The organism is Arthrobacter sp. ISL-28 (assembly GCF_018613875.1).
Classification (GTDB): Bacteria; Actinomycetota; Actinomycetes; order Actinomycetales; family Micrococcaceae; genus Arthrobacter.
The window spans coordinates 74,075-97,440 of record NZ_JAGGPJ010000023.1 but is presented as its reverse complement, the minus strand read 5'-3'; the positions used below and the strand labels follow the sequence as shown (position 1 = coordinate 97,440).

At 62.9% G+C, this 23,366-nt stretch carries 24 protein-coding genes and 1 pseudogene; 18 read left to right on the top strand and 7 right to left on the bottom strand.

What is annotated here, in order from left to right:
• Positions 1–141: 141 nt before the first annotated feature.
• Positions 142–1,341, bottom strand: a complete 1,200-nt coding sequence (locus tag J7E80_RS16305) for an NAD(P)/FAD-dependent oxidoreductase (RefSeq protein WP_215053280.1) — start codon at positions 1,339–1,341, stop codon at positions 142–144.
• 237 nt (positions 1,342–1,578) lie between these two features.
• Between J7E80_RS16305 and J7E80_RS16300 the strand changes: the two genes are divergently transcribed.
• The 4 genes from J7E80_RS16300 (at position 1,579) to J7E80_RS16285 (ending at position 5,644) form a co-directional block, all read left to right on the top strand.
• Positions 1,579–1,929 (top strand): bifunctional 3-phenylpropionate/cinnamic acid dioxygenase ferredoxin subunit, encoded by a 351-nt coding sequence (locus J7E80_RS16300; protein WP_215053279.1) that lies wholly within the window; start codon positions 1,579–1,581, stop codon positions 1,927–1,929.
• Between the two features lie 97 nt (positions 1,930–2,026).
• A complete protein-coding gene (locus J7E80_RS16295; RefSeq protein ID WP_396020794.1) occupies positions 2,027–3,910 on the top strand; it encodes a BCCT family transporter in 1,884 nt (627 codons plus the stop codon).
• A 342-nt stretch (positions 3,911–4,252) separates the two neighbouring features.
• Positions 4,253–5,371, top strand: a complete 1,119-nt coding sequence (moaA, locus tag J7E80_RS16290) for a GTP 3',8-cyclase MoaA (RefSeq protein WP_215053277.1) — start codon at positions 4,253–4,255, stop codon at positions 5,369–5,371.
• Between the two features lie 6 nt (positions 5,372–5,377).
• Positions 5,378–5,644, top strand: coding sequence for a MoaD/ThiS family protein (locus J7E80_RS16285; RefSeq protein ID WP_215053276.1), 267 nt, complete (start codon positions 5,378–5,380; stop codon positions 5,642–5,644).
• Between the two features lie 15 nt (positions 5,645–5,659).
• Here J7E80_RS16285 and J7E80_RS16280 read toward each other — a convergent pair whose 3' ends face one another.
• On the bottom strand, positions 5,660–6,157 hold the full coding sequence (locus tag J7E80_RS16280; protein WP_215053275.1) for a MarR family winged helix-turn-helix transcriptional regulator: 498 nt from the start codon (positions 6,155–6,157) through the stop codon (positions 5,660–5,662).
• A gap of 87 nt (positions 6,158–6,244) precedes the next feature.
• Between J7E80_RS16280 and J7E80_RS16275 the strand changes: the two genes are divergently transcribed.
• The 3 genes from J7E80_RS16275 (at position 6,245) to J7E80_RS16265 (ending at position 8,144) form a co-directional block, all read left to right on the top strand.
• Positions 6,245–7,300 (top strand): LLM class flavin-dependent oxidoreductase, encoded by a 1,056-nt coding sequence (locus J7E80_RS16275; protein ID WP_215053274.1) that lies wholly within the window; start codon positions 6,245–6,247, stop codon positions 7,298–7,300.
• An 87-nt stretch (positions 7,301–7,387) separates the two neighbouring features.
• Entirely contained in the window at positions 7,388–7,762 is a 375-nt protein-coding gene (locus J7E80_RS16270; RefSeq protein WP_215053273.1) for a DoxX family protein, read from the top strand.
• Between the two features lie 97 nt (positions 7,763–7,859).
• The gene (locus tag J7E80_RS16265) at positions 7,860–8,144 is read left to right on the top strand and encodes a hypothetical protein (RefSeq protein WP_215053272.1); all 285 of its coding nucleotides are present in this window, start codon (positions 7,860–7,862) and stop codon (positions 8,142–8,144) included.
• Between the two features lie 10 nt (positions 8,145–8,154).
• Here J7E80_RS16265 and J7E80_RS16260 read toward each other — a convergent pair whose 3' ends face one another.
• Positions 8,155–9,285 (bottom strand): EAL domain-containing protein, encoded by a 1,131-nt coding sequence (locus tag J7E80_RS16260; protein WP_215053271.1) that lies wholly within the window; start codon positions 9,283–9,285, stop codon positions 8,155–8,157.
• Between the two features lie 533 nt (positions 9,286–9,818).
• On the opposite strand from J7E80_RS16260, the gene J7E80_RS16255 reads away from it, so the two are divergent.
• The 7 genes from J7E80_RS16255 to J7E80_RS23910 all read left to right on the top strand — a co-directional run bounded on the left by J7E80_RS16255 (position 9,819) and on the right by J7E80_RS23910 (position 12,509).
• Positions 9,819–10,007: a hypothetical protein gene (locus J7E80_RS16255; RefSeq protein ID WP_215053270.1), complete on the top strand. Its 189-nt coding sequence runs from the start codon at positions 9,819–9,821 to the stop codon at positions 10,005–10,007.
• Positions 10,004–10,270 (top strand): helicase associated domain-containing protein, encoded by a 267-nt coding sequence (locus J7E80_RS16250; RefSeq protein WP_215053269.1) that lies wholly within the window; start codon positions 10,004–10,006, stop codon positions 10,268–10,270. The genes J7E80_RS16255 and J7E80_RS16250 overlap by 4 nt, the downstream gene beginning before the upstream one ends.
• 357 nt (positions 10,271–10,627) lie before the next feature.
• Complete coding sequence (locus tag J7E80_RS16245) at positions 10,628–10,795, top strand: hypothetical protein (protein ID WP_215053268.1); 168 nt, start codon at positions 10,628–10,630, stop codon at positions 10,793–10,795.
• Between the two features lie 57 nt (positions 10,796–10,852).
• The gene (locus tag J7E80_RS24685; RefSeq protein ID WP_396020793.1) at positions 10,853–11,140 is read left to right on the top strand and encodes a hypothetical protein; all 288 of its coding nucleotides are present in this window, start codon (positions 10,853–10,855) and stop codon (positions 11,138–11,140) included.
• 376 nt (positions 11,141–11,516) lie between these two features.
• The gene (locus tag J7E80_RS24330) at positions 11,517–11,648 is read left to right on the top strand and encodes a hypothetical protein (protein WP_285291863.1); all 132 of its coding nucleotides are present in this window, start codon (positions 11,517–11,519) and stop codon (positions 11,646–11,648) included.
• An 11-nt stretch (positions 11,649–11,659) separates the two neighbouring features.
• The gene (locus tag J7E80_RS23915) at positions 11,660–12,166 is read left to right on the top strand and encodes an ATP-binding cassette domain-containing protein (RefSeq protein WP_251036981.1); all 507 of its coding nucleotides are present in this window, start codon (positions 11,660–11,662) and stop codon (positions 12,164–12,166) included.
• Positions 12,156–12,509, top strand: a complete 354-nt coding sequence (locus J7E80_RS23910) for an ATP-binding cassette domain-containing protein (protein WP_251036980.1) — start codon at positions 12,156–12,158, stop codon at positions 12,507–12,509. Before J7E80_RS23915 ends, J7E80_RS23910 begins: the two co-directional genes overlap by 11 nt.
• A gap of 330 nt (positions 12,510–12,839) precedes the next feature.
• Here the strand turns inward: J7E80_RS23910 and J7E80_RS16230 are convergent, their stop codons facing one another.
• A complete protein-coding gene (locus J7E80_RS16230) occupies positions 12,840–13,484 on the bottom strand; it encodes a VOC family protein (RefSeq protein WP_215053266.1) in 645 nt (214 codons plus the stop codon).
• Positions 13,485–14,045: 561 nt separating this feature from the next.
• Between J7E80_RS16230 and J7E80_RS16225 the strand changes: the two genes are divergently transcribed.
• Together J7E80_RS16225 and arfB are read left to right on the top strand one after the other, a co-directional pair.
• A complete protein-coding gene (locus J7E80_RS16225) occupies positions 14,046–14,420 on the top strand; it encodes an Lsr2 family protein (protein WP_215053265.1) in 375 nt (124 codons plus the stop codon).
• 1,117 nt (positions 14,421–15,537) lie between these two features.
• Positions 15,538–15,960, top strand: a complete 423-nt coding sequence (gene arfB, locus J7E80_RS16220; RefSeq protein WP_215053264.1) for an alternative ribosome rescue aminoacyl-tRNA hydrolase ArfB — start codon at positions 15,538–15,540, stop codon at positions 15,958–15,960.
• 217 nt (positions 15,961–16,177) lie between these two features.
• Here the strand turns inward: arfB and J7E80_RS16215 are convergent, their stop codons facing one another.
• A complete protein-coding gene (locus J7E80_RS16215) occupies positions 16,178–17,404 on the bottom strand; it encodes a transposase family protein (protein WP_311380857.1) in 1,227 nt (408 codons plus the stop codon).
• Positions 17,405–17,665: 261 nt separating this feature from the next.
• Between J7E80_RS16215 and J7E80_RS16210 the strand changes: the two genes are divergently transcribed.
• Positions 17,666–19,840 carry a glycogen debranching N-terminal domain-containing protein gene (locus J7E80_RS16210; RefSeq protein WP_215053262.1) on the top strand — a complete coding sequence of 725 codons (2,175 nt, stop codon included), beginning with the start codon at positions 17,666–17,668 and terminating at the stop codon, positions 19,838–19,840.
• A gap of 88 nt (positions 19,841–19,928) precedes the next feature.
• On the opposite strand, the pseudogene mmuM reads toward J7E80_RS16210, so the two are convergent.
• Positions 19,929–20,896, bottom strand: a pseudogene (mmuM, locus tag J7E80_RS16205) (homocysteine S-methyltransferase).
• A 102-nt stretch (positions 20,897–20,998) separates the two neighbouring features.
• Here mmuM and J7E80_RS16200 point away from each other — a divergent pair.
• Positions 20,999–21,631: a dihydrofolate reductase family protein gene (locus J7E80_RS16200; RefSeq protein ID WP_215053261.1), complete on the top strand. Its 633-nt coding sequence runs from the start codon at positions 20,999–21,001 to the stop codon at positions 21,629–21,631.
• A gap of 85 nt (positions 21,632–21,716) precedes the next feature.
• On the opposite strand, the gene J7E80_RS16195 is transcribed toward J7E80_RS16200, so the two are convergent.
• Positions 21,717–23,225 carry an MFS transporter gene (locus J7E80_RS16195; protein WP_251036979.1) on the bottom strand — a complete coding sequence of 503 codons (1,509 nt, stop codon included), beginning with the start codon at positions 23,223–23,225 and terminating at the stop codon, positions 21,717–21,719.
• Positions 23,226–23,366 lie beyond the last annotated feature (141 nt).

Sequence of the window (23,366 nt, the reverse complement as noted above, 5' to 3'; positions counted from 1 at the left end):
CATAGGTGGAACCAGGCAAAGTAGGGATCAGACTCGGGGTTGTTACCTCAGTAGTCAATGTTCCTCCTCAGAACAGCTTCAGGAAGTTGGTATGCAATCTTGAAAAAGTTTGTTGAAATGCCGGTGGTCGACTTGCGACCACTAGGGGGTTGCGGCGACCAGCCCGGAGGTGACTGGTTTGTGCACTGGCTTCCCGAGGCTACGGCGCCACTTGGTGAATAGCCGGGGCTGGTTCATGCCGAGAACCGCCACCGGGACGTCGTCGCGGTAGTAGACGGCAAGGAAGCTGTGCTCTTCCGGATCCCCTGCCTCAATATCCAACCTGTCGTAACCGGCGGAGTGCCCCGCGAACTGGATCTTGACGCCGTGCTGGTCCGACCAGAAGTAATGGGGCTTGAGCGGCTGCTGCGGGGCATCTTCCTCCAGCAGTGCCTGGACAGCGAGGGCAGCGCGCTCCAGGGCCCCGGTCCAGTGCTCGACGCGATGGTGTGTTCCCGTTGAATCGTCAAACCAGGCCGCGCAGTCGCCGACTGCGACGATGCCGGGAACGTTTGTCCGGCCCATCGGATCGCATAGGACGCCAGCTCCCAGCTCGACACCGGATCCGGCAAGCCATTCAATGTTGGGCTCGGCTCCGATGCCGACTACCACAACGTCCGTGGCCAGTTCCTGGCCATCAGCCAAGCGGATTCCGGTGAGGCGGCCTCCTGAACTGCGGAACTCTTCGATGACGGCATCGGAGATCACCTTTACTCCGTTGTTCGTGTGAAGGTTGGCCACGACAGCCCCCATGTCCTCACCCAGCTGCGCAGTGAATGGGACGGGGGTGTTGTTGATCATCGTGACTTCCATGCCCCGCGACGAAGCCGCGGAGGCAACCTCGGCGCCGATGAAGCCGGCACCGACCACGACGAGCCGGGCATTCGGAACCAAGCGCGGGGCGAGGCTCTGCGCGTCTGCGATAGACCGAAGACTGAAGACGTTGTCAAGACCAGCAAGCGGGGGCAGCTGGCGGGCACGTGCTCCAGTCGCTATGACAATCCCGTCCGCGGCCACAGACTGTCCGTTGTGCAGCCTGATCGTGCGCGTGGCAGCGTCCAGTCCGGCTGCCCCACTGCCCAGGAGCCACTCCGCGTGCAGTGCATCATCTTCAGTTTCGAGGAAGAGGTCCTCGGCCGTAATGGTACCCAGGAGAAAATCCTTGGACAATGGAGGTCTGTCATAAGGGCGGTGATGCTCATCGCCGATGATGACCATCCGTCCTGTGAAGCCTTGAGCGCGGGCAGCCCGGGCGGCCGACAGGCCGGCCAGGGAGGCTCCCACGATCGCAAGCGTGTCCATAAAACACTTCTTTCTAAAATCGCTTGATACGCAACAATGATCGCAATATGCAACAGCGTGACGCAGGCCACGGGCATTGTCAAGAGATTGCGGGCAGCAAGAAAACCCTTGACATTAGGGTGTGAGCTGGCGCACTCTGTTGCATAACGCGAAATCTGTTGTTTGTAGCGGAACAGCCAAGTGGGGTAGGGCACCCGGCGTTCGCTAATGACATCCCTGAAGGAAAAGAGGTGCACCATGCACAAGGCCTGCCCGCTCAGTGAACTCGCGCCAGGGGAGGCTCTCCGGCTCGATACGGCGCCGCCGATTGCCGTTTTCCACACGGAAGACGGCGAACTCTTCGCCATCGATGACACCTGCACACATCAGGATGCCTCCCTGACAGACGGTTATGTGGAGGATTGCTGGGTCGAGTGCCCGCTGCACGCCTCCCGGTTCAACCTGCGCACAGGAAAAATCGACGCACCGCCGGCCAAACTGCCCGTCCGAACTCATGAGGTCAAAGTCGTCGACGGCGACATCATGATCATCGAATCCGAGGAAGCCCCCAACCTTCCTCCCGGCCTGACACCCCACGGCCACGTCTAAAAAACAAGCAGCCCATGACTCCCAAGCAAAGGACGCAATCATGGCTATAAACAGTGACATCAAACCCCCCAGAAAACCTCCCGTAAGCGAAGGCGATATGGAGAACCCGACATTGGAAGAACTGGATTCAGAGGATGCGCTCGAAGCGGCCGTCCTCATTCCAGAGGACGGAACTACCGGCACCTTGTCGGATGCGGAAGAATATGAAGAGATCCTTCAGGAGCTGCGTCAAACAAAAGCGGAGCACGCCGTTATGGAAAGGCGAAACCGAAAGCTCGATCTAGACAAGGTCACCTTCGGAATCACGGGTGTCATCGCCATTGCCTTTGTTCTCTGGGGATTCCTCGGAAGGGACAGCCTCGCCGACACCTCCACAACCGTCCTGAATTGGGTCATGGAGTACACCGGGTGGCTCTTTATGGTCACCGCCTCGCTCTTTGTGATCTTCGTCCTCTGGCTGGCCTTGGGTAAGTTTGGCAATATCCCGCTGGGCAAGGACGGCGAGAAGCCCGAATTCCGTACCGTTTCCTGGGTCTCCATGATGTTCGCCGCGGGCATGGGCATCGGGCTCATGTTCTACGGTGTGGCCGAACCGCTCTACCACTACATCTCTCCCCCGCCCGGCACCGTGGACGGCCGCACGCCCGCAGCCATCCAGACCGCCATGGCCACCTCGATCTTCCACTGGACCCTGCACCCCTGGGCAATGTACGCAGTCGTGGGCATCGCCATGGCCTACGGCACCTACCGCCTCGGCCGCCGGCAGCTGATCTCCGTCGCGTTCACGTCGATCTTCGGCATCAGGATGGTCGAAGGGCCGGTCGGGAAGTTCATCAACATCCTTGCCATCTTCGCTACCCTCTTCGGCACCGCCGCCTCCCTGGGCCTGGGCGCCCTCCAGATCGGCAGCGGCATGACCTCCAACGGCTGGTTCAGCGAGATCGGCACCCCCGTCCTCGTGGTAATCGTCGCCATTCTAACGGCCTGCTTCGTGGCTTCGGCAGTCTCCGGCATCAGCCGCGGCATCCAGTACCTATCCAACATCAACATGGTCCTGGCCGTCGTTCTGGCCCTCATCGTCTTCGTCGCCGGCCCCACCCTGTTCATCCTTAACCTGATCCCGTCCGCGGTCGGCGACTACGCCCGCGACCTGGCCGAGATGTCGTCCCGGACCGAAGCGGTCGGCGACGAGGCCCTGCGCAGCTGGATGACCAGCTGGACCATCTTCTACTGGGCCTGGTGGCTCTCCTGGACACCGTTCGTAGGCCTGTTCATCGCCCGCATCAGCCGCGGCCGCACCATCCGCCAGTTCGTCACCGGCGTGCTGCTGGTCCCCAGTGTCGTCAGCGTGATCTGGTTCGGTATCTTCGGCGGAGCCGCCTTTCATGTCCAGCAGGAAGCCGACAAGGCGAACACCCCGGGTCTGGTCACCATGGTCAACGGGACACCGTCCGTCAACTTCGACGGCGCCCTCTTCGACCTGGTCAAGAACCTGAACATGCCGGAATGGCTGACCGCAGCCGTCATCGTCCTGGCCATGATCCTGGTCGCGATCTTCTTCATCACTGGCGCCGACGCTGCCTCCATCGTGATGGGATCGCTCAGCTCCAACGGCGCCGAATACCCCCGCCGCGGAGTAGTCATCTTCTGGGGCACCCTCACGGGCGCCGTGGCGGCAGTCATGCTGCTGGCCGGCGGCGACAAACCTTCCGAAGCCTTGGCCGGCCTCCAACGAATCACCATCGTCGCAGCGCTACCCTTCGTCATCGTCATGCTCTTGCTCTGCTTTGCCCTTGCCAAGGACCTGCGCCGCGATCCTCTGGCCCTGCGACGGCGCCTGGCCACGAACGTGATGGAACGTGCGATCCGTACCGGCGTGGAGCAACACGGCGGTGTTCAGTTCGAACTCGTGACCAAGCACGAATGCGACGAACGCTGTTCTGACGGTGACCCCTGCCCGGGGAACGACAAAATCACCTAGAACAAAAACCACCTAGATAAGGAGGCCGAAGATTCTGACTGATTCCGCAATAGAACCAGGATCTTCGGCCTCTTTTCACCATGGCAGTTCATACGATAGGAACTAAATGTACGATCCCCAGCAACAAGAGAAGGCCCTTCGCATCTCAGACGACGGCAGTGGCTCAGTCACAGTCAGTCTTGAGACCGGCGAGCCCGTTACAGTCCGGCTAGAAATCGAGGCCAAGTGCGGCTGCCAACACAACGGCCGCACAGTTAACCGCCCGGGATCCTACGTCGATACCCAGCCCGCTGGTCTAAAGAATTAGCCCCTGATCATTCCTACTCACTGGAACCCTGAAGAATGAGTGTTCAGCTAGGCATGCCTCGGCCGCGCATTGGCGTCGGCTCCCCGGTACCACTCCGGCGCCCCCCAGGGTTGCCTGCGGGACTCCTGGATCGTTTCGGACGCCGCGCCACCGACATGCGCCTGTCGCTTACCGACAAGTGCAATCTGCGCTGCACCTACTGCATGCCCGCCGAGGGGCTTCAATGGCTGACGAAGCAAGCTGTGATGACCGCCGACGAGATTGTGCGCATCGTCGGCCTCGGCGTGGACCGCCTGGGGGTCCGGGAGCTGCGACTGACCGGCGGCGAACCCCTGGTGCGGGCTGACTTGGTGGACATCATCGGGTCCCTTCGCCAGCAACATCCGGACCTGCCCATCTCCATGACGACCAATGCGGTGGGGCTGGACGGGAAAGCCAAACAATTGAAACAGGCCGGCCTCACACGCATCAACGTGTCGCTGGATTCCCTGCACGAGGAGACCTTCGCAAAGCTAACCCGCCGCCCGTTCCTGGACCGTGTGCTGGCCGGCGTCGAAGCCGCCGATGCCGCAGGACTTGGCCCTATCAAGATCAATGCCGTGCTGATGCGCGGAATCAACGACGCCGAATCCCCCGGGTTGCTGGCGTGGGCGCTTGAGCGCGGCTACGAATTGCGCTTCATCGAACAGATGCCCCTCGACGCGGACCATGGCTGGACCCGCCGGGAGATGATTACCGCCTCTGAGATTCGGGAAATGCTCGCCGAATACTTCGTGCTGCGCCCGGACCCCAGGGAGCGCAGCGGCGCCCCCGCCGAACGGTTCCAGGTCCAGCACCGCAGTCCCGCAACGGGCGAGCCCGTCGGCGCGGTGCTGGGCACCGTGGGGATCATCGCCTCCGTCACCGAGCCGTTCTGCGCCGACTGCCGCCGGACGCGCATCACGGCCGACGGAAAGATCATGAGCTGTTTGTTCTCCCGCGAAGAATTCGACCTGTTGGGACTGCTTCGCTCCGGAGCCGACGACGACGAACTCAGCCGGCGCTGGCAGGAGGCCATGTGGGCCAAGCCTAAGGCCCACGGCATGGACCACACAGGACTGGAAGCGGACGATTTCGTCCAACCAGACCGCAGCATGAGCGCCATCGGAGGCTAAGCAACAGTGTTAGTAAGGTTCTTTGCCGCCGCACATGCTGCCGCCGGCGTCGATGAGGAACGCCATGAACTCGGGGATCGAGCAACACTGGATGAGTTGCTCACAGCGATACTCGCCGTTGACCGGCCTGACCCTCCCGCCGGCACCCCTCCCCTTGCCCGCATCATCACACGAAGCAGCTTCCTCCGCAACGAAATTTCCGTGAGGGACCGCACGGCCGTTCTGTCGCCGGATGACGTCGTCGATGTCCTGCCACCGTTCGCGGGCGGCTGACGGTTCGACGGAGACTTATTCGCTTTCCTGTTCAGAGGCGATGTCCTTCAGGTGGCGGCGTAAGTTCGTTGCGACTCTGCCGGCGGCTTGCAGGTCCTCGTGTGAGAGGGCATCGACGAAGAGCCTGCGGACCAGGCGCAGGTGTGATGCTGATGAGCTGCGGAACGTCCGAGTTCCCTCGTCGGTGAGCTCGACCTCTGCACCCCGACTGTCATTGCCCGATCGGTGGCGTCGGATCAGACCCCGGTTTTCCATGCGGCCAAGGTGGTGCGACAGCCGGCTCCGTTCCCACCCGATTCCCTCCGCAAGCACCGAGGAACGCAACCGGTGTTCTTCCGCCTCACTCAGGGCCAGGAGCACCGCATAGTCACCTGGCGACACGTTGGACGCCGACTGCAGTCCAGACGCTAAAGCCTGCCGGATCGCCTCTGCCGTCTCGACATACTCGCGCCAAACGGCCAACTCAACTGGATTCGGGCTTTGCCTGCCCCTCCCGACCTCGTTCAACGACATAAGTCCTTTCCTTGACTTGTCAACAATATGCGCTCATGATTGACGTGTCAATTATATAATTGACATGTCAATTAGAGGAGGCGCTTCATGAGCGACGTTATCTTTGGCCTGGACACTTTCGGTGACGTCCCTGTGGACGACTCGGGTGTACCCGTCAGCCACGCACGTGCCATCAGGCAACTGGTGGATGAGGCTGTCATTGCCGACGATCTGGGCGTGGATGTTTTCACCGTGGGCGAGCATCACCGTCCTGAATACTCGGTGTCCGCCCCCGAAACGGTGCTGGCTGGCATGGCTACCCGCACTTCCCGTATCCGCCTCGGATCCGGGGTAACGGTGCTGAGTTCGGACGATCCCGTGCGGGTCTTCCAGCGGTTCTCTACCGTGGATGCGCTCTCGAGCGGCCGTGCCGAGGTCATTCTCGGCAGGGGCTCCTTTACAGAGTCCTTCCCGCTCTTCGGTTACGACCTCAGCGACTACGACGTACTCTTCGAAGAGAAGATCGAGCTCTTCGCCCAACTCCTCGAGGAGAAGCCGGTAACGTGGAGCGGCACCGTCCGTGCACCCCTGGTCGATGCCGACGTGTATCCAAGGACCGAGGGCGGGCTGAAGACATGGGTAGGTGTTGGAGGCTCACCGCAGTCCGTGGTCCGAACCGCGAAGTACGGTTTCCCGCTCATGCTCGCCATTATCGGCGGCCAGCCCGAGCGGTTCGCCCCCTTCATCGACCTCTACAACAGTGCGGCGGCAGAATTCGGCACCACCGCCTGGCCTGTGGGAATGCACTCCCCGGGTTTCATTGCTGACACGGACGATCAGGCCAAGGAGATTTTCTGGCCACACTACAAAGTGGTGCGGGACCGCATTGGCGCGCTCCGAGGTTGGCCTCCCGTCCGTCGCCAAGAATTCGAGGCTGAGATCCAGCAGGGCTCGATGTATATCGGCTCTCCGGAGACCGTCGCCAAACGGATCGCCCGCGCTGTGTCCTCGCTCGGCGTCGGCCGCTTTGACCTGATCTTTACCTCCGGGGCCCAGCCGATCAGTGCACGCCTCAAAGCCGTAGAACTCTATGGCAGCGAGGTTGTCCCGATGGTCCGCGAGCTACTCGCCAGCCACCACCGTCAAGGGTCCACAGTCGCATGACCGGCAAACCCCCTAACCATCCATAACCGGTACGAGCGCAGACATCCGGTTTGAGCAGTCAAACATCACGAACGAAGGAAAGCCATCATGAACATCGTCCTTTGGGTCATCACCGTCCTGCTCACGCTTCTCTTCCTCATGGCGGGAGCAATGAAAATCGCCCAGCCAAAAGCAAAACTTGCCGCCTCCGGGCAGGGATGGGTTGAAGACTTCTCCGAAGGTACTGTGAAGCAGATCGGTGCAGTCGAAATCCTGGGCGCCCTGGGCCTCATCCTTCCCGCTGTGCTGAATATAGCCACCGTCCTGGTGCCTGCCGCCGCGTCCGGGCTCTTCTTCCTGATGATCGGGGCGGCAATCACGCACGCCCGGCGCGGAGAAGTTCCGAACGTCGTCATCAACATCGTCCTAGGGATCCTGGCCGCTGGCGTCGCCCTTGCACGGTTTGGGCCCTACAGCTTCTGAAGGTGGCCGGGGGCAGCGAAACCTGCCCTTCATGCCCGGCGTGGGTAAGCGCTGTTCCACTCTCGAAGCGATGGCCGTCCGGGCGTACTCTGCAGTCATGGACAACACATTCAGGATCGAACTGGTGAATGACAACGAGTACGCCGTACGGTCGGAATCAGAGGGGCAGCTAGTCGAGTCTCTTTTCCGCACCGATCCCGATTATCTTGAAACGATTGGGCTGGCCGAGGCCGATGGGAATCGGGTTGTGGAGGAAACTGCCCGATTCCTCGCCGAGCATCAACCGGTGATCGACTTCCCTCCCGTTGTCGATCTTGAAGACATCGCTGCAGCTTATGAGGACTATCCGCAAAAACTCCGCAACCGCCTTGGCATGGAGTAGTAGCCCGGGGCTAGCGGCGGTTCCTGTCCTCTCGATAGAACAAATCCTGGCGTGCATCGTCAGCTGTGCCGGCCCCTCCGGGCGCAGCCTTATCCTGGATGATCCAGGCAGACCAGTCCAGTGGGTGGACGGAAGGCCGGCCGAGCAGATATCCCTGCCCGGCGGCCATTCCGAAGGCCATGACAGCATCAAGTTCCGCCTCATTTTCAATGCCCTCGGCCGCCAGCACCGCTCCGGTCAGCAGCGCCAAATCGATGATTGCGGACGCCTCGGCGGCTCCGGAGGAGCTGCCGATTCCTTCTATGAACGTGCGGTCCAGCTTGATCACGTCAGGATGGATTTGCAGAATATGTTCCCCCGATACGGCGCCAACGCCGGAACCGTCCACTGCCACGCGCAGCCCCCCTTGACGGAGCGGCTTCAGTGCCCGGATGAGCCCGCGACATTCCTCATCTGTGGTGCCCCCGGTCACTTCCAGAATGATCCGCTCCAGGCCAAGGGGCGAGTTCTTGAGCAGCCGTCGGACGCGGAGGTCAGCGCAGGCCGTCGCGCTGAGGTTAAACGCCACAAACAGATGTGGCGGAACATCCCGCGCGGCAGAGAGTGCGCACTGCAGCGCCGCGATCTCCAGGTCCGGGCCCAGCCCGACAGCCGAAGCTTCCCGGAACCAGGTGTCTGCACTGGCTCCGTCCTCACTAACAAACCTTGCCAGGGCTTCAAGGCCGGTCACGTTGCCGCCCGGAAGCTCTCTGATGGGCTGAAAAGCGGTCAGCAGCATCCTGTTGCCCAGCACAGCCTGGATCCGTCTCCTCTGGCCCCTGGCAAAGACCGGCGGAGCCTGACCGGACCGGTACGGGGCGGGGATATCCTCTGGCGGATCTGTCATGGTCCTGCTGGCGATCAGGTGCTCCAGGAGCGCCCGTTCGGGCTCGTCTGGATGGGACGCCAAGAGCTCACGCAACTGCACTCTTGCCCATTCGGGCTCCGGATCAGAGGATGTCAGGACGTCGTTGATCACCTCCATCACTTGCTGGCGCAGCGTCGTCTCCGCCCCATCCTCTGGAGGAGCGCCGGGTCCCCCCGGACCCGAATTCGTTGCTGCCCCGGTCACTGCTGGAAGAAAAGGTTCATCCCATGACATCGGCTATTCCTTTGTGGCTACGCGTACCGGCTGAGCCCGGCACCGGCCTCCGCGATGAACGCCAGGCTGGGGCGATCAAGAGGTGAAGACCTGAGTGAAGAGTACAACTGGCAGCACAAATTGTCTTCAGTTCTGAACACTCTTCCCCCACTGCGTCGTCTCGATACGGGGAAGTCATTTGGTGGAAACGCTTGCGCAACCATGAGCGCGCACACTGGGAGCAGCCGAGTGGGCATGGAGGGAGCCTGTGAATGATCGCCGTGGCGGAAGTACGAGCATGTTCCGAGCTGGCAGTCGGAGACCAGGTTGAGGTACGGCACGAAGGGCGGGTCCTGCACCGTGGGCCGGTGCTGGCTGTCGTTCCGGCGCTGGAGCTGTTTTGGGTCCTTGATACAAGGACGCGAACGCGTCAACTCCTGGACTTGGAGATGGTGCATGTGCTGAAGTGCGCCGTTTTGGCGGTCCCTGATCTGTTCGGCCCCGCTGCCGACAGCAGATCCACAACTCAGGGAAAACAACCAGGCTTAAAACGCATGAACCAAGTGATTGCGATGGTCCAGGCCACGGGGCGGTACCCGTCCGCCACCGCAGATGCAGCGTGGGAACGGAAGCTGGCGGCATGGCTGCGGCGCCGGCGCCGTGACGCCAATGCCGGGATCCTGGCGCCCGCCATTCGTGACGGCCTGGCCCGTGCTGCCCGAGTGGCGCCGCCGGCCCCGTGATATCGAAAGGGAGGCCGTCTGGCAGGACCTCGGTCATCATCGATTACCGGGCATCAGGGCACGACTGGCCACGACGCAAGAAGGCGGACACTGACACTGAGGACGAGTTGGGCGATTGGCTGCACGCGCAGAGGTTCAAGCACGGCCGCGGCACACTCAGCCCCGAAAAGGTCGCAGCGCTGGACGCCGCCGTTCCCGGGTGGCTTGTCGGCAGGAAGCGCCGCGGTACATCCGGGACCAGGTCACGGAACGCGCCGGACTGAAGCAGCAAGAACAAGCACCCCTGGCTCTACCAGATGCCTCTTCCCCCGCTCTGATGACGGCGGGGACAGGCAGATGCTCAGCTGCCGGAAGGATCACACTGCACGAAGATCGGCAGCCCCCGACTCAAGGCCAACAACCAGCACCGTGCCCGACACTTTTCCCTTACAATCGGGTTTGGACGAACCCGGTTAAGGCACCCCGGAGACGGCCTCGGGGGAGACACATTTTCCAACGGTGCCGGTAAAGGGTGCTCAACATGCCGGACATTCCCCAGCTCATCGACTCCCTCCGCCCCGAAGACCTCGCCCTGTTGCAGGAACACGGCCCCAACCAGCTCCTGGACCGGGACATGATCAATGCAATCGACCGCGCCGCCGGCGGTCCCGGCGAGGGGCCGCGGCTACTACGTCGTCCGAGGCAGCCTGGAACCGTTAGAGCGCCGGCAATACCATCTCCGCGAAGACGTCGCGGCCGCTATCTTCGCCCCCGAGTCGCTGGATGACACGGCCGGCGCAGACGCCTGACGCCAGCGGCGGCCCCCTGCATGGCCTGTTCAGCAGAACTGCCCGGCTGACACGGCAATCGCAGCCCAGCTCGACGTGCTGCTGATGCTGGACCCCAAAGCGAGACTGGGGCGTCCGGAATCGGCCCACAAGATGCGGGCTGCCGTACGCGCATCCCGATCAGTTCTGGGCGCATACGCCAAACTGTTCAAAAAGTCGGGCCGTCAAGGAGCTGCGGGAGGAGTTGAAATGGTTTGCCGACGCGGTAGAGCAGCCTCTTCGCGATGTCGATGCCGTCCAGAAGCAATTACCCCCAAGCGCACAGAGCCTCTCCCCGCTTTCGGGAGGAAGCCTGGCCTTCAATAAGGACGAAGCAATGCTGGGCCGGGCATAGGATGCCGCTTACCGAAGGGCGCATGAAACGCTCAACCGAACGGTACTATCAGCTCATTAGCGATCTCAGGACCTTCTGCCCAGCCCCACCAATGAAGGGCCGGGACGCCTCCAAGGGGAAGCACGCTTCCCGAAAAGGAAGTGCTCACCCAGGCCTCTGACTGCGGGCCCCGTGGGGAATCGTGGTAGCTCGCAAGACGCCTGGTCTGCCGCCGGTTCCACGCCGCTTCGCCTGCCGGACCAACTATTAACCTCCGCGACATTCAAGCTACGGCAGTCTCGTAATTCCGATTCAGATACGAGTGGTTTCGTAATTCCGTCACCCCAACACCCGACGGAAGGCACCACCATGCACGCTCGTGCAGGCATCATTGCCGCTTCGCTCCTGGGCGTGTTCGCCCTCACCGGGTCCCTCGCCGGATGTTCCGGCGGAGCCAGCGCCTCCGCCGGCGCGCACGACTCCCTCGAGGACCTGCGGTGAGCAGTGCTGCCATGACCAGAACAGCGCTGATCAGCCCCGCCGTCGCCGTCCCGGTGGAAGCGCCCTTCTTCGCGCCACCACCGGGGAAACGCCCGAGGGCGACAACCCCTGTCGTCGTAGGCCGGCGCCTCCGCGTTGAATACGGCAACCGAGTTGCCCTGAACAACGTCGACCTGAACGTGTATCCCGGCGAAGTGCTGGCCCTCCTGGGACCCTCCGGCTCCGGGAAATCCACGCTGCTGAAAGCACTCATCGGCATCACCCCCTTCACCGCCGACGCCCTCGACGTTGCCGGGCGGGACGTCGTCCGGCGGTCGCCGGCGGGACTCCGCGAGATGCGGTCCGACGTCGGCCATGTCCTCCAGCACTTCAACCTGGTCCCCCGGCTCAGCGCCCTCACCAATGTGCTCAGCGGCGGTCTGCACAGCGCCGGGCCAATCAACATCCTGGGGACATTCGGCTCCACCCAGGCGGACACAGGCGCTCGAACTCCTGGAGCGCGTGGGAATGGCACATAAGGCGAAGCAGCCCTCCCGCAGCCTCAGCGACGGCGAGCAGCAGCGCGTCGCCATCGCAAGGGCCCTCATGCAGCAGCCACGCCTCATTCTCGCCGTCGAACCCGTCGGCGCCCTGGACCCCCAGCCCGCCGGGAACATCCTGGGACTGTTGTGGGACATCGCCCGCGAGGAACGGATCCCCGTCATCGTCAGCCTTCACGTCGTAGGTCTGGCCCGCCGCTACGCAGACCGTGTCCTCGGGCTGCACTCCGGCACGGTTGTCTTCACTGGCCCGGCCGCCCACATCACCGAAACGGAGGTGCACCAGATCTATGGGACCGACACTGAGCTCCTCGAAAACTGAAAACCCGCAGACGGACGCACCCCGCTCTGTACTGAAAACGGCAACCCACGACGCCGTAGCAGCCACCGCCCCCGTGCCAAATAGCTGGCGGTAGCCGCTCCTTCGCTGCCTCGCAGCGGGCGGCGACAGGTATCTGCTGATGTTCGGGGGCGTGCTGGCTGCCACCGACTCGTGAGCCCGGACAGGCACAGGTCGGCCCACCTGGTACCGACTGGGAGGCCTTCTACGCCGAGGCGCTCGACGCAGTCGCACGCGGCTGGGCAGTCTGAGCGCCGGAGCCGCGACGCCTTGCCGGATTCTGTCTCCGTACTGCCCTGCGTCATGCAGGAGTCAGTCGCGCCCTTGCCATGTGGCAATGTCCACGACGTTCCCGTCGGTGTCGATGAGCGAGACCCAGGCGGGCGCGTAACGGTCCCCGAGGATCCGACCGCCTGCCGCGACGATCGCATCTATCCGTGCCTGTGCCTGATCGTGCGGGACGGACACGTCAATATGTATGCGGTTGTGCGGCGGGACGTGTTCCTTGACCTGAAACCAGGCCGAAGGTCCGATGAAGTTGGGCTCGACAAGGTCCTCATCGCCTACGGCGACGTACCCGAGAGCCGCCCGCCAGAAGTCCATCACTGCCGGGCGGTCGGTCACGTCCATCGCGAGCTGCACGTGCTGCACGGCTGACGGGTCGGAAACCAGCCCGAGCTGAGCTGCGATGACGGAGATGCGGCGGGCCAGCTCAAGATCCAGGTCGCTCAGCCCCACCCCTTGCGTAACCACCTGGACCGTTACGGTATCCGGTCTCAGATCAACGAGTGGGGCGTGGCCGAGCGACTGTGCGACCTCTGCAATCGCAGCAACCAACTTTGCACCAGTGGCGAAATCATGAGTCTCAAAGAGGGTCTTCGCACCCCAGAAAAGCACGCGCCACTCTGCGACGCCCTCGGTGGTCGAGAACTCGGCATCCGAAATCCTTTTAGCCATGCCTCAAGCTACTGGCCGTCACACCGGTCCGCAACAGTAATCGAGGACGGACTAGCTTCCATCCGAGACTCAGGGGACGTGCCATTTGCCCGCTCTCGCTGCCTCGGCATCCCTGTACTGCGGGACATGGTTTCTACCCTCGCTTTGCCGACTTCCGCCTGCTGGCGTCAGCCCACGACCCCGACAGTAAATGCCGCAACGGACTGCTGGACAGTATCCTCGACGCGTTGGACCATGCGGGGTGCAGGCTGACGACGCCGTCCCGCGTGGCCAAGGCATATTCCCGTAGTTCTTGACGGCGGCTGTCACGCCAGACTTGTCAGCGCCACGAAGCCTGTAAGCCGGAGACGCTCGCATCTGTGTGGCCCGGGTTGAAAATGGCATCAGGCCGGCTCTGCCGGTCAGCTACCGCTGTCTCCGCATCATGGCCGCCTCAGGGTGCCCGCGATCGATCCATTGTGTTTGGCAACTCACTATTAGCAATTAATTGGAGCCCATTTAGCGAATTAGGCAATACCGATGCCAAATTTATTCTCGGGACGGAGTGGTAGCCTTTCCGGCATGGCGAAACGAGTAATAACCACTCTTGAAGATGATCTTGACGGTTCCGAAGCGAATGAGACAATAACTTTCTCTATCGACGGCACTGAATATGAGATTGATCTCAACGATGCCCACGCCAATGAACTGCGTGAGGCAATGAACAAATACACATCCGTTGCGCGAAAGTCAGTCGGACGCGCCAAGCAGACACGGCGCGCCAGCAACGGCAACGGCAACGGCAACACCGATACCAAGGCTGTCCGTGCCTGGGCGATTGAGAACGGTATTCCCATCAGCACCCGGGGCCGCATTCAGGCTGATGTGATGGAGCGTTATGCGCAGCAGACAAGGGAATACCAGTCGGGAACGTTCCTCTCGAATGGCGACAGTTGAATTAGGGCGGCCTGAGCTTTAGCAATAGGCGTAAACAGAATCAGGACCGTAGGCTAGTCGGCTTTCGGTCCTGGTTCTGGTTCTGTTAAATGCGCCGGCGTTTCAAGACTCCAAGCCAGAGGTCGGACGGGCGGCAAGGTGAGGTTCCGACGGGAGGCGCTTTCAGGGTCGGAGTGGATTGAAGAACCGGTATTCCTTCGGCGCAGCGGGGCGGTCGCTGTGTACTTTCTCCCGGATGAAATCCATATCCTCAGCGGAGAGCACCATCTGCCCGTGCTGGTCACACTGCGTATTCGAGGCGGCCTCTTGACGATCCTGCCCGATATAGTGCGCGGCAGGAGCACGCACCCCGGATTCTGCAGAATCCAATTCCGCGTCTCGGAATCCAGCCTGTCCCACTCGTCTCTGAGTGCCATCCCGATCATCACGCCTTCCCCAAAGGTTCACCTGAAAACCCAGTGCCGGGCCGCACAGTATCCGCCTACATTACGCCGGGCAAGCGTGGAATAACAGGGGCTTTGGCCCCGGGGAAGAAGGCATCATGCATTGTCCGGTGAGGGCCCGGACGCGGATTTTGATGAATATCGCTTTTCCGAAGACGCCGTAACCATGCCCGTGCACAGACGCCCGGCCGGGGAACTCCGGCCTGCCGCTTCCCAAGCGCCGAAATGCCGGTTCAAGAACGCGCACAGTCCACCGGCTTCTGACCTTTGCCTTTCCAGCCACGGGCAACTCTGCGCGTGGCCAACACCTCGCCAGGGAATACGAGATGAAGAAACACACACGCCTGCGCCATCGCTTGAACCGGGAAAACAATCCGTAAATCACCCCCGCACCGGCGATCACGGTCCCCACACCGGGTGGTGGTCCCCCACCGGAAAACCCGTGGATGCAGCTTCATCACCGAGGGCAGCATCATACCGGCGGGTAACGGCCAAGCAGCCTCGTGGTCGTGGGTTTCCGTGCAGCCCCTCAAGCCTTTACAACCCAAGCATCAGCACCTTGAACGCGGAGTTCCCTTGGATAGCATCTGACTCCTCGATGCTGCCCCAGACTGAACCCTCTCCGACCAAGGCATGGGCCTTCGATCGCGCCCAGATCGTGCAACGCTGGTTCCATGGATCTGGAAGTTTCGCCCGCGCTCACCATCCCCGCGTCGGAACTCGCCTGGCGGTTCTCGCGTTCATCCGGGCCAGGCGGCCAACACGTCAACACCTCGGACACTCGCGTCGAACTCTCGTGGAACATCGGCAACTCCGCGGCGATTTCGGACGACCAACGACTGATGCTGCTCACTCGCCTCGGACGACGCCTCATCGACGGGGTAATCACCGTGACCGCCTCCGAGCACCGCTCCCAGTTGCGTAATCGCGAGATCGCCCTGGCCAAGCTCTCCGACCTCGTTTCCGAGGGTCTGGCTCCCGAAACGGCTCGCCGCCGGGCGACCAAACCCACCCGCGGCTCAAACAGCCGGCGCCTCGCCGCAAAGGAACAGCGTGCGGCAACTAAACGACTACGAAAGCGGCCATCCGCTGAGTAGCACCGTCCGGTCAGCTACTTTCCGGCGCGGGGCGGCCGGACTGCTCGACGTACATTTGGGGCGGCGGCCCGGGAACGCCCGGCCGCCGCGATAGTGGAGACGCCGGGCCGGAGGCCGGCCGGTTGGTCATCGCGTAGAGGCTATGGCCGAGGTGCAGAAATCAGCCCTGACGGCACTCCAATGCAGAGTTGCCCGAAGGGGTCCCTGTTGCCTCATGTCAATACCTCCGCGAAGGGGCATACGTTGCGTCATTGGAAAACCTCCGGTTGGGTCGGCGGTTCCAGTCCTCGTTGACCGGCGGTTTGATGGGTGCAGGTTGCTTGGCGGTGGCGAGGGTTTCGAGCCGGCCGGTGAGGGATAGGATCTGCCGGGACAGGGCCGCTGGTCTGATTTTTCGGTATTCGGTGTTCATGTGGATTGCAGTCTTTCGGTCGGTACGGGGGTCGGCGGCTGCGCGGTGGTGCGGGGTGGCCGGCGCGTCATGGACCTTTGTCACCTTGGCCCCATGACGGGTCTTGGATACGAGCTTTTGCTGTGGAAGCAGGTAGTTCGTGAAGGCGCGGTCCAGCTCCCAGATTTGGTTCAGCAGCTCCAGCTCAGCAGCGGTGTCGTAACGCAGGCAGCCGACCAGTTCGCGGACCCTGGACCAGTTTTTCTGCTCGACGTGCGCCCCGTCGTTCTTGTTGTAGGGGCATGAGCGGGTGAAAGTGATCCGGTGTTCCTGGCAGAAGTCGAAAAGCTCGTTATTGATGAACTCTCCTCCGTTGTCCGAATCGATGCCGACTATCGGGAACGGGAAGACGGAGATGACATGCTGCAGGGCGGCGAAGACATGCTTCTCCGCCTTGTTGGGCACGGACCTGTTCACCGTCCAGCCCGTGGCGATGTCCGTGACCGTGAGCGTGAAGCAGAACTGCCCGGAGCTGTTGGCACCTTCGTGGCCGACCAGGTCGATCTCCACGAAGCCGGGCACGGCATCATCCCACTGCGCCCAGGTCCGGATCGGACTCTGGGACTTCAGCAGCGATCCGGGTTTGGTGTGGGACCGCCCGCGCGGCAGCAGTTTGGCCCGTTCTCCCGCCAGGCGCCTGTCGATCGTCGCCGCGCTCATCTGCCGCAGCAGCTCTGCTTGGGCGTCCGTGATGTCCAGGGCCTTTTCTTCCCGCAGCACCGGAACGAGTTCGGGCATCACCGCTGCCAGCAGCTTTCCGGCTGGGGCCCGCAGTACCGCCCAGCAGAACACCAGAGCGGGCTGCAGATCCGCGCCATACACCGGTGCCCGGCCGGGCCTCACCCGCCTGGGCTTGGGCGGGTCAAGGGCATGCCGCAGCACAGCCCGGGCATGGTCCCGGTGCCAGCCGGTCAGCTCAACGACCTCGTCCAGGATCCTTCCCTTCCGGATCCTGTCACCGGCCCGGTAGGACCTCGCCGGCTGCTTCGTCACGGCCTTACGCTCAGCCCTCGTCAATCCCATCCACCCGGCGTAACCCGCATCCGCACACCCGGCAACCGCCGACCCAACCGGAGGATTATTAATGAGGCAACGTATCCCCCTTCGCGGAGGTTAATTACGACTCAACGCGGGGTCTGGCATCAATTGGCATGCAGGCGTAGCGTCGTTTGGGCAGGGAATCGGCGGGTGGCAAGGCTCCACGCGGCGCCGTCCGGTGAAAGCCGTTGAGGTCAGTCCTTTGAAGGAGTCGGGATGGCTGGATGGAATGCTGACACTGCTGCCGGGCCGCTGGGCGCAGGGACGGTCACATTGGTGGAGGGTTCATGCTTTTGCATCTCCTCGGCAAACGGTGATATCCATCCTGAGTACCCGCACGGGGTTTTCTATGAGGACACCCGGATCCTGTCCCGCTGGAATCTGACCGTTGATGGTGAACCCTTGGAGCCGCTGGCCGCCAAGACGAAGGAGCCCTATCGTGCCCTCTTTGTCTGCCGCGTACCCCGCTCGGACGGATACGCGGACAGCCCGCTGATCGTTGAACGCCTCCGTGAGGTAGGTGCAGGAATCCTGGAGCAGATCACCGTCTGGAACCACTCACAGGCCCCTGCCGAATGCACGGTTTCCCTTAAAGTCGAGGTGGACTTCGCGGACCTCTTCGAGGTGAAGGAGGCACGCATCCAGCGGGGCTGGGACGAGTCCCGCGAAGCCGACGGTGAATCACTGACGATCCGGGCCGCATGGCAGGACGTCCGGAAGGGCGTCGTCGTGTCAGCCAGCGGCGCCGACGTCGCACCGGGGGCCCTGACGTACCACGCCGTTATCCCGGCGCACGGGCAATGGAGCGCCACCGTGAGTGTGGCACCTACCGTCGACGGCACGGGCGTGGTGACGCCGTTCCTTCGTCCCAACGAGGGCGAAACGTCGCCGCGCGACCTGCGCCGGCAGGAGTGGGTGTCCAAGATCCCGGTGTTGCGTATGGGCAACCACTCCGTCGAGCGGACACTTCGGCGCAGCTACGATGACCTTGGCGCTCTTCGCATCGAGGACCCCAACCACCCGGACAGGATCGTCGTGGCTGCCGGCGCACCATGGTTCATGGCGCTGTTCGGACGGGACTCGCTGTTGGCGTCCCTGATGGCGCTGCCGGTGGATCCGTCCCTGGCCTTCGGCACGATCCAGACGCTCGCCGACCGCCAGGGAAGCGTCGTGGATGTGATGAGCGAGGAGGAACCGGGCAAGATCCTGCACGAGGTCAGACTCGACGTCTCCAGTGGACTGGCGCTGGGCGGCAAGTCCGCCTACTACGGCAGCGTCGACGCCACCCCGCTGTTCGTAGCCCTGTTCGGCGAAGTCAGCCGCTGGGGATTCGCGACCGAGACCATCGCCGCCCTGATGCCCCATGTGGACCGGGCGCTCGACTGGATCCGGAACTACGGCGACAAGGACGGCGACGGGTTCGTGGAGTATCAGCGCCTCAACGACCGCGGGCTGATCAACCAGGGCTGGAAGGACTCCTGGGACGGCATCAACTTCGCTGACGGAACCCTGGCCGAGCCGCCGATCGCGCTCTGTGAGGTGCAGGCCTACGTCTACAGCGCGTATCTGGCCCGCTCCTGGATAGCCTATGACGCCGGTGACCTGGGCCTGGCAGCCGAGTACCGGGACCGCGGAGCGCAGCTGAAGAAGCAGTTCAACGAACAGTTCTGGCTGCCCGACCGGGGCTACTATGCCGTCGCCCTGGACGGCAAGAAGCGGCCAGTCGACGCCTGCGCCTCCAACATGGGGCAGTGCCTCTTATTTGGCATCATCGATGAGGACAAAGCCCCGCTGGTGGTCGAACGGCTGATGTCCCCGGAGATGTTCAGCGGCTGGGGCGTGCGAACCTTGGCAAGCAACATGGGCGCCTACAACCCCGCGAGCTACCACAACGGGTCCGTCTGGCCCCATGACAATGCGATCATCCAGGCAGGCTTGCTGCGCTACGGCTTCGTAGCGGAAGCGCAACGGATCACCACGGCCCTGTTTGAGGCGGCCGAGTATTCGGAAGGGCGGCTGCCCGAACTGTTCTGCGGCTTCAGCCGTGAGCACTTCGACGAACCCATCCCCTACCCCACGGCGTGCTCACCGCAGGCCTGGGCCGCCACCACCCCAATCCAGCTGGTGAAAAGCCTGATGGGCTACTATGCCGACGTTGCCCGCGGGGGCCTCTGGATGGATCCAGTCCTCCCCGAATCCTACGGCGACCTGCACATCACCAACGCCCCCATGGCAAACAGCAGGATCACCATCGACATCTCGGGTTCCAGCGCGACTATCCAGGGGCTGCCCGAGGGCATGAGGTTCCACCGCGGAAAGCGACCTTGGGCATCTGACCTGGCGGAACAGGCCAAAATCGCGGAACGGCTTGAAGCTGCCCCCTCCGATTAGTTCGAAGGCTGCGATTCTGTTCCACATTTCGGGGCGTTGGAGTAGCGCGTAAGCGAGGTGTCCGGCCCGAAGGCACGGCACCTTCGGGTCAGGGGTTTTCCGACAGCATGGCCACGGAGAGAATATCCTGTGGTGTTGTTCGACAGCACCCGCCAACGAGCCGGGCACCAAGTTCACGCCAGATAGGCGCTCCCTCCGCAAGGCTGATGGGCTGTTTACTAACGTGACCTGCGGGGATGTCCCCTGCCCTGGCGGGCCCCCACGTTTTCGTGACTGCGTCATAGCTTTCGCCCGAATTCGGATATGCGATCAGGGGCAAATCGGTGGCTTTGCCCAAGGCGTCCAGGGACGGGGAAACCAGCTCCAGCGGCACACAGTTCACTCCGATCGCCACCGCGAGCGGCTACGCTCCACAGAGCGCTGCCACCCGCGCCAGCGGCGTACCGTCGCTGATGTGCCCACCATCCCGCAACGTGAAGGAGAGCCAGGCTTCGACGTCGAACTCTCCCACGAGAGCCAACAAGGCCTCGGCCTCCGGCAATGAAGGCAGCGTCTCACAGGCAAGAAAATCCGCTCCGGCCTCCAGCAATGCTGCTATTCGAGGCCGGTGGAACTCAGAAAACTCTTTCGGCTGAGGACGTAGTCGCCTCGGTACTCCGATCCGTCCCCAAGGTACGCGCCGTAGGGACCGACCGATCCTGCAATCAGCAGGGGGCCCGCATCCGGATGTTCGGCCAGATACTCGCGGCGCGCCTCGTCAGCCAGGCGCACACTCAAGGCCACCCGTTCCAAGGCCTCTTCGGCGCCGATGCCACGCCGCGCAAATCCCGAGGGTGTGGCCTCATAACTCGCCGTGATGGCGACAGTGGCTCCGGCGCGGAAGTAATCGCGATGTACGCGCCTGACGAGCTCCGGCTGTTCCAGAAGGACTTTTGCCGACCACAACGGGTCCTGCAGATCGCAGCCGTGCGCCTCCAGCTCGGTGGCGAGCGCGCCGTCGACAGTCAGGTTTGCTCCGGCATCGAGCATGCGGGAGAGCTTGGTGTTACTGGGCATCACTGAGATTCCTCGCATCAAAGGAGCAAGTGTGCTTGTCTGAAGCAAGTAGCGCAGATCCAGAAGGGGTATGCGGCTGTTGTTCGGCGAGGTGATCACGACATGAGGTTGACGACCACGACCAACGTCTCAGTGGACGGCGTGATGCAGGGGTTGGGCGGACCGGACGAAGACCGCAGCGGCGGCTTCGACCGCGGCGGATGGGCCATACCGCTTCTCGACACCGAAACCGGCGACTATCTCAACCAGATCTACGGTGGCGCGGCCGCGTTCCTGTTCGGTCGGCGGACGTACGAGATCTTCGCCGGCTATTGGGGTGCGATGACCGACCCGAGCACGAACCCGATCGCCGCCGCGCTGAACAGCCGGCCCAAGTACGTGGCATCGACCAGCCTCACCGACCCGAAGTGGGCAGGTACGACCGTCCTGACCGGCGACGTCGCCGCAGCTGTCCGTGATCTGAAGACACATCAAGACGGCGAACTGCTGGTGCCCGGCAGCGGCGCCCTCGTCCGATGGCTGCTCGCCAACGACCTGGTCGACCAGATCGACCTGCTCACCTATCCCGTCATAGTCGGCCAGGGTACCCGGCTGTTCCCCGATTCCGGCCCTGACACCGCTCTCGACCTGGTCAGCTCGCGGAGCACTTCGCGGGGTATAACCATCCAGACGTATCGGCCTGCTGGGCGCCCGGAATATGCCACGTCCACCGCCGACCCGAATCAGGTGACCTAGCCGCCCCGACCCGGGATCGCGTCGCGGAGGATGCCAAGATCATGTTGTTAATCGCGCGGCCGGACATTCCCAACACATCGTGCACTCAGCCAGAGGACGAGGAGGCGGTGTTCGGCGTTCCCTGCACCTTGGCAGCCGCCTCCGTGTACGAGGCCGAAACGCGGCGGTAAACCGGGGTCAGGAAGGCCAGCAGCGCGGCCACGATCATGATGATCCCGGCGATCAGGAACACCAGGGCGATGCCGCGGGAGATGCCCTCGCCCAGCAGCGGGGCCAACTCGGCGGCGCCCTCGGAAGACCGCGCGTACGGGATGATCCAGAACTGGGCGATCGGTGCGATGAGGAACGCGGTGATCGGTGCTGCCGCAGACTCGAACGCCATGGCGAATCCGAACACCCGGCCCTGCCGGTGCAGCGGCACTACCTGCTGGATGACCGTCTGCTCGGCGGCCTCCACGACAGGTATCAGGACCAGGTACAACCAGATGCCGGCGATGTACAGCCATGCCCATTCCCGCACCGTAAACACAGCACCGAGGAACCCCATCACGATCACCGCGAGAAGCATGCTGCGCAACGGGTTGGCCCCAAGCCCGAACTTGCCGATCAGCGCTCCGCCCACGATGAACCCCGTGGACCCCAGCGCGAAGACGGCTCCCCACAGCTCCACGGGGAACATCTCCAGGCCATAGGGATCCATCAGCGCCATGTAGACGCCGCCGATGAAGTTGTTGAATGTCGAGAACAGGATCAGCGCGAACAGTCCGGCGATGGCCACCACGGCGGCAAGGGAACCGCGCAGGTCGAATGCACCGTGAGCGTCCGTGGCGGCGACCCGCACTTCCTCGGGCATGCGCAGAGTGAGCAGGTGCACGAAGGCCAGCGCCGTGAGCACCACGGCGACGACGACAGTCCAGCCCATACCCAGCAGCCCGACCGACAGGCCGGAGAGCACCGAGGTGACGATGAACGCCAGCCCCTGCACCATGCCCACCATTCCGTTGGCGTTGGCGCGCCGATCGGGGTCGATGAGGATGGTGACTGTGGTGGAAAGGGCAACGTTGCGCATGTTCTCCACCACCGCCCCGATCAGGATGATCAGGGCGAAGATCCAGAACCATGGCTGTGTCAGGTCCAGGAGCCGGGCGTTGGGTGTCAGCAGAAACATGATTCCCGAGAGCATGAACATCACCAGGGTGAAGCCCGCGGCGAAGCGCATCACTGCCAGCTTGCGGTAGCGGTCCACGAACGTGCCGAAGCTAATGCTGGAAAGGGCGATCAACAGCATGTACGCTCCGCCGATTACCCCAGTGGCGATCACGTTTCGCGTCTCCAGGTATACCCAGAACGTCAGTGCGAACCACAGGTAACTCGTCGTGATGTTGGCGAGGGCGGTGTTCACCAGGATCCCGGCGAAGGTGCGGGACCGCTGTGCCGGACTGCGCAGGGACGTGTCGACGGCGTCCGGATCAGCCAGGCGCGGGGCGCTGCCGTCCTCGACCGGGGATGAGGTACCGGCCGCGTTCTCAGGGAGGCCCGCACCGCCGTCTGGAGCCGCCGCGGACCTATTCGGAGCCGGTTCGTGCTCGGTCATGCGTCCCAGTGTAGTGACAACCAACGGGAGCGGGACAGGGTCGCCGTCCGGTCGGGATGCGGCGTCCGTGCCGGTTCATCAGGTGTGGGACGGGAGCCACAGAGTGCACCTTCCAGCCGCCGTCGATTCCCGTTAGGGTGG